Source organism: Mycoplasma sp. 1654_15 (assembly GCF_012516495.1).
GTDB lineage: Bacteria > Bacillota_I > Bacilli_A > Mycoplasmatales > Metamycoplasmataceae > Mesomycoplasma.
The window spans coordinates 637,311-649,306 of record NZ_CP051214.1 but is presented as its reverse complement, the minus strand read 5'-3'; the positions used below and the strand labels follow the sequence as shown (position 1 = coordinate 649,306).

13 protein-coding genes are annotated in these 11,996 nt (G+C 25.1%); 7 read left to right on the top strand and 6 right to left on the bottom strand.

All coding sequences use genetic code 4. The features are described 5' to 3' along the window. Positions 1 to 98 precede the first annotated feature (98 nt). From HF996_RS02870 to recA, 6 genes are all read right to left on the bottom strand, one after another. On the bottom strand, positions 99 to 809 hold the full coding sequence (locus HF996_RS02870; RefSeq protein ID WP_168910549.1) for an MnuA family membrane nuclease: 711 nt from the start codon (positions 807 to 809) through the stop codon (positions 99 to 101). Between the two features lie 83 nt (positions 810 to 892). Further along, the gene (locus HF996_RS02865) at positions 893 to 1,408 is read right to left on the bottom strand and encodes a hypothetical protein (RefSeq protein WP_168910548.1); all 516 of its coding nucleotides are present in this window, start codon (positions 1,406 to 1,408) and stop codon (positions 893 to 895) included. A 42-nt stretch (positions 1,409 to 1,450) separates the two neighbouring features. Next, complete coding sequence (locus tag HF996_RS02860; RefSeq protein WP_334199176.1) at positions 1,451 to 2,098, bottom strand: uracil-DNA glycosylase; 648 nt, start codon at positions 2,096 to 2,098, stop codon at positions 1,451 to 1,453. Between the two features lie 2 nt (positions 2,099 to 2,100). After that, a complete protein-coding gene (locus HF996_RS02855) occupies positions 2,101 to 3,243 on the bottom strand; it encodes a 5'-nucleotidase, lipoprotein e(P4) family (protein ID WP_168910546.1) in 1,143 nt (380 codons plus the stop codon). Between the two features lie 80 nt (positions 3,244 to 3,323). Next, entirely contained in the window at positions 3,324 to 4,886 is a 1,563-nt protein-coding gene (locus tag HF996_RS02850; protein WP_168910545.1) for a phospholipase D-like domain-containing protein, read from the bottom strand. Positions 4,887 to 4,945: 59 nt separating this feature from the next. Then, entirely contained in the window at positions 4,946 to 5,932 is a 987-nt protein-coding gene (gene recA / locus HF996_RS02845; protein ID WP_168910544.1) for a recombinase RecA, read from the bottom strand. Between the two features lie 149 nt (positions 5,933 to 6,081). Between recA and HF996_RS02840 the strand changes: the two genes are divergently transcribed. From HF996_RS02840 to HF996_RS02810, 7 genes are all read left to right on the top strand, one after another. Continuing rightward, positions 6,082 to 6,807, top strand: coding sequence for a phosphotransferase family protein (locus HF996_RS02840; protein ID WP_168910543.1), 726 nt, complete (start codon positions 6,082 to 6,084; stop codon positions 6,805 to 6,807). Position 6,808: 1 nt separating this feature from the next. Next, positions 6,809 to 8,071, top strand: coding sequence for a GTPase ObgE (gene obgE, locus HF996_RS02835; protein ID WP_168910542.1), 1,263 nt, complete (start codon positions 6,809 to 6,811; stop codon positions 8,069 to 8,071). A gap of 175 nt (positions 8,072 to 8,246) precedes the next feature. After that, entirely contained in the window at positions 8,247 to 8,543 is a 297-nt protein-coding gene (locus HF996_RS02830; RefSeq protein WP_168910541.1) for an MG284/MPN403 family protein, read from the top strand. Next, positions 8,536 to 9,714, top strand: coding sequence for an MHO_1580 family protein (locus HF996_RS02825; RefSeq protein WP_168910540.1), 1,179 nt, complete (start codon positions 8,536 to 8,538; stop codon positions 9,712 to 9,714). Before HF996_RS02830 ends, HF996_RS02825 begins: the two co-directional genes overlap by 8 nt. Further along, on the top strand, positions 9,689 to 10,120 hold the full coding sequence (locus HF996_RS02820) for an MHO_1590 family protein (protein WP_168910539.1): 432 nt from the start codon (positions 9,689 to 9,691) through the stop codon (positions 10,118 to 10,120). The genes HF996_RS02825 and HF996_RS02820 overlap by 26 nt, the downstream gene beginning before the upstream one ends. Before the next feature lie 7 nt (positions 10,121 to 10,127). After that, positions 10,128 to 10,346 (top strand): acyl carrier protein, encoded by a 219-nt coding sequence (locus HF996_RS02815; RefSeq protein WP_168910538.1) that lies wholly within the window; start codon positions 10,128 to 10,130, stop codon positions 10,344 to 10,346. A 43-nt stretch (positions 10,347 to 10,389) separates the two neighbouring features. After that, entirely contained in the window at positions 10,390 to 11,580 is a 1,191-nt protein-coding gene (locus tag HF996_RS02810) for a Y-family DNA polymerase (RefSeq protein WP_168910537.1), read from the top strand. Positions 11,581 to 11,996: the final 416 nt, after the last annotated feature.

The window sequence follows — 11,996 nt, the reverse complement described above, 5'->3', positions numbered from 1 at the left end:
AATTTTTATTGATTAAATAATTTACTTAAAATAAAAATTTCTTCATTTTTAAAGCATTTTAGTTTTAAAAATGAAGAAACAGGTAATAAAACAAATTTTTAATTTAATGCAATTTCGAAATACACAGGAGAGTGATCTGAAATATATTCTTTTACTTTGTTTTCTATGTTTTGTAAATCAGTTTTGTCAATTGGTTTTTTATCTTCTTTTTGTTTTTCTTTATATGTATCTTCTAAACTCTGTTTAGTAGTTATATTATCTTTTATTACATCTCATAAAGGGTATTTATTAGCGTTTTCAGTCATAAGACTTGAAGATTTAGATTGAAAAATCTTGTCATATGAGTTTGAGTAAATTCCGTAATTTTTACCCAAAGCAGTATTATTGCTTTTATCAATTAAGGATTTATATGAAGTTAAAAGTCTTTCAAAAGCTTTGTCATGCGATTTAGCTTTAATATTTGTATCTCCCATAAAGAAAAGATTGTCTGTGTTTGTTTTGCTTTTAAAAAACTCCATAGTATCTAAAAGATGATTTGCTTCAGAAATCTCTTGAGAACCATTAGTAGAATCGAAGCCATCTTTTGAGTCAACTTTTCCTTCTTCTTTTCCTTTTATATATCCACCTTTATTTATACCAGGAGCATCAAAATGAGAAGCTACAAGAACGAATTCTTGATTATTTTTCTTAATTTTAAATTTTCCACCAACTGGAGGTCTTGCAAAGTCCACATTTTTTGTAGTTTTTGTTTTAGGATAAGTTAATTTACCTTCTGAATTTACTTTACCATCTGGAAAATAAGCTGGCACAGAATTAAAAACAGGATTATCATAAGTGATTAAATAAGGATTAGAACCATAAAGTTTGTCTTTATTTATTTCTAAAATTTCTATTACTGATTTTTTATAAATAAAAGATACCTTTCAGTTGAACCTTCATTTCCTTCTCCAAAAACAGGATCTGAAGTTATTGAAGTATAAGTTTGAGCATTTTCTAATTCATTTAATTTTTTAGTTAAGTTTGCAACTGAATTTGGTTTTTTAGGATCACCAGAATTTACTTCGACTAAACCAATAACATCAGGATTTAAATGTTTTATTACTTTTGCTAGATTTTCTTGTTGAAATTTTTTACCAACTTTAGTTGGATTATCATCATAATTTAAAATGTTTCAAAACCCAACTTTTATTGAATTTAAATTTTGACTTGTTCCATTATCCACTGGTTCATCTTTTTTCACTGAAGCAAAAAGTTGTTTTCCTGCTTTGTTATTTAGAAAATAATAACTTACACCAGCACAAATGGATGCTAAAAATGCTATACATAATAAAATTACTAGTCATTTCTTCCTTCTCAAAGCAAACTTACTTTTTTGTCTTCTTTTTCTTCTTTTTCTTCTTTGTTGCATAGTTTTTTCCTTTAAAAATGTAGAGTTTATTATAGCAAAATTTTATAATGTTCAGTCAATAATTTGTTTATTAATTGAAATTAAATACTGGTTTATTTGTTTAAAAATATGAGAATTTTCGAAACTTATTTTATTACTAAAAGGAGAAGGATGTGAAAGCCTAAATACTTTTTGTTTACTTAAATCAAGCTTAGTTGCAATTTCTTGAGCTTTTTTTCCTAATAGTAAGAAAACTATTTTTTCTTTGTTATTACAAATAAAATTTAAAAGATTTAAACTAAATTGTTCCCAGTTTAAAAAGTAATGACTAGTAGGTTGTGATTGTCTAACACTTAAGACAACATTTTGAAGCAAAACTCCTTGTTTAGCTCAATTTTCCAAATTTCCATTTTGCTTTGAAAAAGAAGGATAATCTCTTGAAATTTCTTTAAAAATGTTCTTTAATGAAGGAGGTAAAATTTTGTTTTTTGTTGAAAAAGCAAGACCATCAGCTTGATCTGTTCCATGATAAGGATCTTGTCCTATAATTACTACTTTTAAATTGTCAAAATCACATAATTGAATAGATTTAAAAAGTTCTTCCTTTTTAGGAAAAATCTGATAATTTTCATACTCAAAATTTAGTTGTTTTATAATATTTTTAAAGTAGTCTTTTTCTTTTTCTTGCTTTAAAAATGAAGCAAAATTCATAGTTATGACTCGTTTACTTTTGGATTTCAAGATAGTGTTTGTAGTGCTTCTTTTAATGCTTTTGTTTGTTTTGGTTTATCAAGTGAGTAGTAATTGTTATCTAAAGCAGATTCAAAACCACCATAAGAAGCATTTCCTCCAATTAAAACGTATGATTCAGATCAAGTTTCATCTACTTTTACTACAGTTTTATCTGCTTGTTTTTTGTATTTAATTCCTTTAACTTTTATATCGAAATTTCCAAATAATTTTCCGTTATCTTGTAATAACTTATTTCTATCTTTATTTAATTTTGTGCCAATGGCTATATCATTAAAATCATTATAGTTATCACCAATTCTCATCACGGTTTTAAAAACAACTGCATTTCCTGATTGACTATAAGAAGATAGATCAAATCCTTGTGTGTGTTCGTTTATAAAGTTCATTCTTTCTTCTTTTTCAGATTTTACACGCTTGTTATTTTCTTTTTTTATGTGGTTTCATGGATCAGTTTTTGTTAAATCAACGCCTTGCATTCATCAAACAAAATCAGGTAAGTATTTTTTATCCAGACCTTCATTTACTAAGTTGTTTAAAGTAGGTGTTTTCTGATTTTCTTGTTCTCTATTGGAATTAAACATTACAACTCCACCTTTTGATCAAACATATCTTATAAAATCAAATGCCCCTTTAATTTCTTTTGCTTGCGCATCTTGTACAAATTGATTTCATATTTGAGGATTAAACATTTTGTTGTTTAGAACCAAATAATTTTGAAATGCAAAATTGTTTAAAATAGTTTCATCGATATCCATAAAAACCACTGGAATTGCTTTACCAGCTTCAGGATTATTAATTTTTATTTTGTCATTTTCAACTGTAATTTTATTAGTATCAAATACTTCTTGCTTGATCATAGCATCAAATTGTTTTTTGGCTGAATTGTATAAATTTAAAGTCATTGCGTCTTTTTCAGCACTTACAGAATTTCAAACATTTGCAAGCCATCTTTGATTATAAACTACTGATTCTGGTGAGTTATAATCATTAACGGTTTTTGTTTGATTATCATTTATTTTATTTGTTTGTCCACAAGAAACTAAAACAGAAGTAGATACTACAGTGGATAATATTCCTAGGGTTAAATATTTAAATTTGTTCATTTTTCCTTTCTTAATTCAGTGAAATTTTATACTAGTTTAATAAAATTAAAAAAACCAAAACTTAATATTTGGTTTTGGTTTTAAATTAATGGTTTGAAAAATAAAATAAGCATTTTGATAAACCAAGAAAATTTTTTGTTTATATTTTTTCTTTGAATAATTTCTAGGGTTTTATTTTTTTCTATGTAATTTAAAAATTTATCAATAGTTTGACCTGTAAAAAACACATTAACTTCATACTGTGAATATAAAGATCTAGTATCAAAATTCAATGTACCAATAATTCCTATTTTTTCGTCGATAATCAAGGACTTACCATGGAAAAAAATATTTTTAAAGAAGAATATTTTTGCGCCTTCATTCTGAAGCTCTTTAGCAAAAAAATTATTTATAATTCCTATAAAATTCTTGTCATTTCTTCCCGGTATATAAATTTCTACTTTTATACCTGCCAAAATAACTTGTTTTAATGCAGATATAATTTTATAAGTTGGAGAGAAATAAGGAGAGAAAATTTGAATTTTTTTCTTCGCTAAGTAAATTTGTTTTAAAATCAATCCTTCAATTAAAGACTCATTTGTAATTGGTCCACTTTCTACTATTGTTCCTATATTTTCTTCATTTTTGAAGCTTTTGTCTTCATTTTCTTCACTTTTTTTAGGATTTATTTTACATATTGATAAATCAATTTTCTTCTTTTTGCTATAGCTTCAATTATTTCAATTAAATAAAAAGTTATAGCAAAAATTTTCAACCATCTCTCCATGAATTTTTAAATTTACATCCATTCAATAGCCAAATTGTTCAGAAAAGCCAGCATATTCTTCGGAAATATTATTTCCTCCAATATATACTTTTTCTCCATCAATTAAGTAAATTTTTTTATGATTTCTATAAAAAGAATTTGCACTAAAAAAAGGAAGAAAAACCTTGTTATAAAACACAATTTGAATTTTGTTTTTTCTTAATTCTATTCAGTCCTTAGAACTAATTTTTAAAATTCCAAAAGCGTCTAAAATCATCTTAATTTTCACACCTTCTTTTGCTTTTTCAAGAAGTAAAATTTTGAGTTGCTTTCAAATAAAATCATTTTTTATTATATATGTGTCAATAAAAATAAATTTTTTAGCATTTTTAATATCTGAATAAACTTGTTTAAAAAAGTTATGTCCATCTGAAATAAATTCAGCTTGAAATTTATAAATCGGAGTGTTAAAAATATCTCTTGAAAATTCCAACATTTGTTTTTGTTGAGAAGGCAGATTTTCTAAGTAAAAATTATTTTGGTCTTTGTTCAGTTTTGTAAAATTTTTATATTCTCTTAGATATTGTTTTGAAGTTGTTCTATAAAAATATCTTCTCCCAAATATAACGTATAAAATTTGACCTATATAAGGAAGAAAAGAACAAACAATAATTCAAGGTAATTTCGCTTCAAAGTGTCTATTTTGAAAAGCTAAATAAGAATTTGAAATCAAATTTGTAAAGTAAATAAAAAAAATGATAATTCCAGCTTCTAAGTTTAAATTTTTCTTAAATGATAAATAAGATAAGTAAATTAAAGAACTTAGTATAGCTAAAATTAACACTAAAAAAACATAGTATAGTAAAATTCAAAAATCAAATTTCTTTACTTTTTTCATTTACTAAATTTTACTAAATTTTAAATTTAATGCTTTATTTTTCTTTGTTTTTATCGATTTTATTCAGAATTTTTCAATTTTTCTTTAACAAGTGTTCTTAGTTCTTCGTATAATGAATTATTGTTTTCAAGAAGTAATCTAAAGTTAGTTTTCCCTTGAGCAATATTTTGATCATTATAAGAGTATCAAGCCCCTTTTTTGCTTACAATTCCATATTCTTCTGCAAGTTGAGCAATTTCTGCAAATTTAGAAATTCCTTGTGCAAAAACAATTTCTACATTTGCTGTTTTAAAAGGAATTGCTAATTTGTTCTTAACAACTTTAATTTTGACCATGTTTCCAATAATGTCTGATCCTGTAGAAATTTGCTGATTTTTCCTTACGTCTAGTCTGATTGATGAATAAAACTTAAGCGCTCTTCCACCAGGAGTTGTTTCAGGATTACCAAAAAGCACTCCAACTTTTTCTCTAATTTGATTTATGAAAATAATAGTTGTTCCGTTCTTATTAAGAGAACCAGTGATTTTTCTAAGTGCTTTTGACATTAATCTAGCTTGCGCACCAACTACTTGATCCTTCATTTCTCCATTTAATTCAGCTAGAGGCACAAGTGCAGCAACTGAATCTACAACAATCAAATCGATTGCTCCTGTTTTGACTAAAGTATCTACAATTTCTAAAGCTTGTTCACCAGAATCAGGTTGAGATAAAATAAGATTATCAATATCGATTCCTAAATTTCTTGCATACTGTGGATCAATTGAATGCTCAGCATCGATAAAAGCAGCAACTCCTCCATTTTTTTGTACTTCTGCAATAGCATGAAGAGTAATGGTAGTTTTACCAGAAGATTCAGGTCCAAAAATTTCAATAATTCTACCTTTAGGAAATCCACCAATGCCCAAAGCATTATCAATTGCTAATGATCCTGTTGAAAATACTTCTGTGTCTGTATCTGGTTTTTCTCCCAAAAGCATAATGGCTTCTTTTCCAAATTTTTTTTCAATCTCTAAAAAAGCTTGTTTTAATCCTTTGTTGTCTTTCATATTGTCCTTTCACTTATATTTGCAATTTTTTTGCCAAGATTGAAAAAAATAAAAAAATTTAGGAAAAAATGAAGTAATTTTACTAATAATAAGTTAAAATTGTCAGATATTTATTTTTAGTTTAATTAAAATTCAATAAAATTATAACTATGAAATCAATTAAAAATGGTTTTACAAATACATCTTTTAGAGATGGAAGCAGATTTGTTCAAAAGAAAAAATTTACAGGTTTTAATCATAAATTAGACTATAAAGTTTTAGAGAAATTTGACTTTGTACCTAAATTAATATCAGAAACCGAAACAGATATTATTTGAAGCTGAATAAACAGCCAACCATTAGATTTAACTAAAGACAATGTAATTAAAATTGCTTCAAATTTAAAGCAATTACATACTTCTAAAGTAAATTTTCCTAATTCAAATCATGCAGCAAGAATTAAAAGCTTGATAAAAGAAATCAATCAAAAAAAGATGTGTTTACCAGTAGTAAATCAATATTTTAGGCACATAATGAAAATTCTTGCTCAGATGAAAAAAACAACGCCATTACATAATGATTTATGACCGAAAAATATCCTTGATTCTGAAGGCAAAATCTACTTTGTAGACTGAGAATTTGCTTCAAAAGGTGATAGACACTACGACCTAGCCTACTTTATTGAATCTGCTAGGTTAAGTCCTGAATTAGAAGACGCATTTTTAGAAGAATATGATGATTATGTTTATGAATATTTAATACAACACAAAATTTTGGTAAACTATTTTGCGATTTTATGAGTCAATGCACAAGAATTTAAAATATATGAAGATGCTCCGTTAGCAAGAAGAATAAAAGAATTATTTATAGAATTAGAAGAATACAAAAAGAGATAAAATGAAATTTATAGATCAAGTTAAAATTAAAATAACCGCTGGAAAAGGCGGAGATGGTGTTATTTCCTTTAGAAGAGAAGCACATGTTGATAGAGGTGGCCCCGACGGTGGAGACGGTGGAGATGGAGGTTCTATCTATTTTGTAGGTGATTCAGGCTTAAATACACTTTTAACGCTTCATAATGAACACATAATTAAAGGAAATGACGGTGAAAACGGAAGAAGCAAAAATAGATATGGCGCTAAAGGTCAAGATATTTTTGTAAAAGTTCCTTTAGGTACTTTAGTTTATAATGATAAAAAATTAATTTGCGATGTTATAGAAGAAATCCCTTATTTAGTAGCAAAAGGAGGAAAAGGCGGACGTGGAAATACTAAGTTCAAATCTTCAAAAAATAAGGCTCCAAGAATTTCTGAAAACGGGGATTTAGGACAATCTTTTAACTTAACTTTAAATTTAAAAGTTTTAGCAGATGTAGGCTTTGTAGGAAAACCATCAGCTGGAAAATCAACAGTTTTAGAAGCAATTTCAAACGCAAAACCAAAAATAGCAGATTATGAATTTACAACATTAGTACCTCAACTTGGACTTGTAAAATATTTTGATAAATCATTTGTAGTCGCAGATTTACCCGGTTTAATACAGGGTGCTTCTTTAGGAAAAGGTCTTGGTTTTGTGTTTTTAAAACACATTGAAAGATGCAAAGCTATTGCCCATATTATAGACTTTGGTTCTGAAGATAAAGATCCAATTTTAGATTTTGAACTTATTAATAATGAATTGTTTAAATTTAATGAAAAATTAAAAGAAGTTGAACAAGTAATAGTAGCAAATAAAAACGATTTACCTTCATTTAAGAAGCATTTACAAGAGTTTAAAAGAGTTTATCCTAATTTAAAAATTGTTGAAATTTCTGCTCTTGAAAAACATAATATTTCTTTACTAAAACAAGAATTATTAAAAATTGTAGAAAATTCGAAAAACAACGTTTATGAAACTGAAACACAAAATGAAGTAGAAATAAAACTAAATCCTCCGTTTGAAATCGAAATCTTACCTGGAAATGTCTTTAATATTTTTGGTGATGAAATCAAAAAAATATTTTTAAAAATTCCATTAAATTCTCATGATAATTTATTGAGATTTAATAATAAACTAAAATATTTAGGAGTTTGAGAAGAATTAATCAACAAAAACATTAAAACTGGAGATACTGTAAGAGTGTATGACTATGTTTTTGTTTGAAATGAAAATATTGACTAAATCCCAAATTATATTTTAAGACTGAAAATTGAATAATAAATAGGAACTTTTACATTAAAAATCCTAAATTTTTTCTTTTTTCCAAGTTTTGCTGCCTTTTTTAACAAAATTTTATGTGAAAGGAGCAGCCATAGACAGAATAAGAAAACTTTCTTTTGTAGAGAAAAAAGAAATAATGAAGAAAATCTTTTGTATGCATAAAAAATATCAGTTTTTAAAAGCTGATGACAAGTTAAAACTTGAAAATCAATCAAAAATTGGTAATGCATTAGCAAATTTAGAAAAAGAAATGTCTGAATTATCAACAATTGAAAGAATTTTAAAATTATTAGACCCTCATCATGTAATTATTCTGCAAAAAGAGTTTTTAGAATCGGATAAAAACTGAAAAGATAATTACTGATCAAAAACAACTTACAACAAACGTGTTCATCAAGCAATAGATCAATTTCTGTACTTTTTATATGGTTAGTATAGATCATAGCGTTCAGATTGAAGAACAAATTCAATCTGTTAATATATATTCAAATCTAGAAAACACCACAAGATTTACTAATTTTGCAGGTGCAGATGATAGACAATATATAGAAATAAATCGTAATATAAAATTAGATTCTTTTTCTGTAAAAGTAACTTATTTTTCAAGAAATAACATTGATCTGATTTCTAAATTACAAATTAACAATAAAGATACTGAAATTGTGAATAATTTAAAGATTTTTGGAGAAAATTTTGCTGAAAGTATTTTTCCTTTTGTTGCTCTTGATAAATTTAATTTTTCAAAATTAAATGCTTTATCAATAGTTTCAGAAATTAAGAAGGAAAATAAAGAAAATTTAGCTATTTTAAGCCAAATAAAATTCTCCAAAAATCCTGTTTTTAAAAAAGACTTTTTTATCAATTCTCAAGGAATTGTGTTTAAATCAATTAAAACATTAAATTTTGCATCTTTTGCAGTTAAAAACAACAAAGTATTTGATTCTCAATTTGAAAAACAGTTTTATAACAACATTTATTTTTTTTCAGTTAAATGAGAAGTAGGAAAACACAACAAAATTGTTTATAAAGTAGCAATCGAAAACGATGTCTACGATGAAAATACACTAGATAGAGATTTGTCAATTTTACCTAAAAAACTGACTAATTTACCTATTGATAAAAACGAAAGTTTAGATCTTCATTTTGTACTCAGACAAGATAAAAACGCTGAATATGTCTTGGGTAAAAAAATTATTGGTGATATTGTAATTGCAAATAACACTTACTATGATTCGGATAAAAAAATAATAGTTAAGGGAATTCAAAATGAATCAAAGCAAGGATTTTTAATCCCATATAATTTTAGTGGTTATTTAAATCCAATTTCAACTTTATTTTTAAATGCAGATTATCCCGATATTTCTCTAGCTCATAGACAAGAAATAAAGCATAAATTTCTAGACAAAACAAATGGACTTTTAAAATTAGATATTCAAACCTACAAAGATTCTTTTTTAGATCAAGATCAATTTATTATTTTAGAAAATAAAAATTTTAAGTACATCTCTTCCAATGAAATGAGTTTAGAAGTACTAAAAAGTCTTTATATTAAAGAAGAAAATGAAGAACTTTCTAAAAATGAAGATAAAGCTAAAACTAAATAAAAAAATATTGTTCATAAGCCTCGGAGTCATTACTTCTTTAGCTATTATTGCTTCATTAACAACATTTTTTGTTATCAAAAACAAACAAAAAACTGAAATAAAATCAGATGATGATACTTTATTTTCAAATTCTAAATTAGAAGCCAAAGATATATTTCCTATTATTTATGCAAGTGACTACTATGATTTAATTGAAATTGAAAATGGCCATGCTAAAATAGGCGAAAAGTTAGTAGCTGCATTTGTTAAAGATATAATTTCCAAAATAACAATTTCTTATGGAGATATCAAATTTAACTATAAAATCAAGACAGATCAAGAAATTTTTATCGAATTTGTTTGATTTCATCAAGACGAAGAAGTTTCACAAAATTATCATTTTAAATTAAAAAAAGATAATATATAATTAACATATGAAAAAATTAATTTATGATAAATTAAGATCATTTACTAATAAAAGTTTTAAAGATGATGATGATATTTATTCAATTGGTATTGATTCTTTAGATTTTGTAGAGTTAATTACAGACGTTGAGGAAAAATATAAAATCGAAATAACTGACGAAGAATTACTAAAAGTCAAAACAGTAAAAGATGTAGTAGATTTAATAGAATCAAAATTACAAAAATAGACAATTATTTGTCTATTTTTTTATATATTTTAAAATAATAACAATGAAAATAATAGCTCATATTGATATAAATAATTTTTTTGTTTCTGCTGAAGAAAAATTAGTACCTAGTTTAGTAGATAAACCCATAGCAATAGCTAGAAAAGAAGCAAATGCTATTGCAGTGTCATTGTCAAAACAAGCAAAAAAACTTGGAATTAAAACAACTGATAAAATTTTTAGTATACAAAAAAAGATTCCAAACTTAATAACTATTGAGCCAGATCACGTTTATTATTCTTTTTTGTCTAAAGAATTTTTTGCCTTTATTAGAAAGAATATCTCAAAAAAAATAGAGGTTTTTTCCATTGATGAATGCTTCGTAGATTTAACAAGTTATTTTCGTTATTTTCATACTTTAGAAAGTATGTTAAATGATATTAAAAATCAAATTTGAAAACATTTAAAACTACCGATTACTATAGGGATTTCTTATAACAAATTTTTAGCAAAAATGGCTACTAATTTAGCAAAAAAAGAAGGAATTTCGTTCAAATTAATTAATAAAAAGAACAAAAAAGAAGCATTATTTCATCTAGATATTGCCGATTTGTTTGGTATAGGTAAGGCATTATCAACACAATTAAAACAAGAAAATATTAATACCATCTCAGATTTAATAAATACTAATATTGAAGATGAAAAGTTAAAGAAAATTTTAGGAACTAGAAGATTTTATTTCTTTGAAAATCTACTACAAAAAGGAGATGATCATATAGAACTAAGTCATCAAGTTAAATCCATTTCTCACTTTAAAAGCTTCAAAAAAGAAGAGATTTTGAACACAAAAATAATTTATGTTCTAATAAAAAGCTTTATATTTGATCTTTGCAGAAAATTACAAGATAAATATTTGTACACAAATAAAATTCAACTTTATTACAAACTAAAAAATCAACAAAATATAAAAAATAATTATAAATTAGAATATTTTAGTGATAATCCTGATTTTATTTACTCAAAAGTTGTTCCTTTTCTAGATCAAATAAGCAACATTGATGATATTTGAGGTATAGGAATTACTTTTTCAAATATACAACAAAATGAAGCAAAAATTAAAAAATCACAAACAAATAACAAGGTAAAAAAAATAATTAACAAGGTAAATCAAGAACTTGGAACAGAGCAAATTAGTTCACTTGCTGATTATGAAATTGATAAAAAAATTAATGACTTTAATAAAAAAATTTTCTAATTTTTACAAAAGGAATAAAATTATATTGCTCATTGAGTTTTAAGATGAAAAAATATGAGTTTTACAAAAGTGTAACAAAAACTTATTTAATATTTTTTTTAATAGGTTTAGTAATATTTTCTTTTTGTATTTTTTGGTCTTATCATTTAGTAGTGGGCTGATTTTTTTCTTTAATTAGTGTTTTATTTTCTATATTTTTTACTTGAATTTTTGAAAATAAAATATTAATCAAAGTCAAAAAATCTCAAAAAAAATTTAAAAAGGTTGCTGTTGCAATTAGTTTATTTTATATATTAATAATAATTCACATTATTTTTATAGCAATTCTAATAGTAATTAACCTTCATTTTCCAGCTAATATGATAAAAACTCCTATACAAAAAGTTTCTGGACCAATAAATTTGTTTACATTTTTA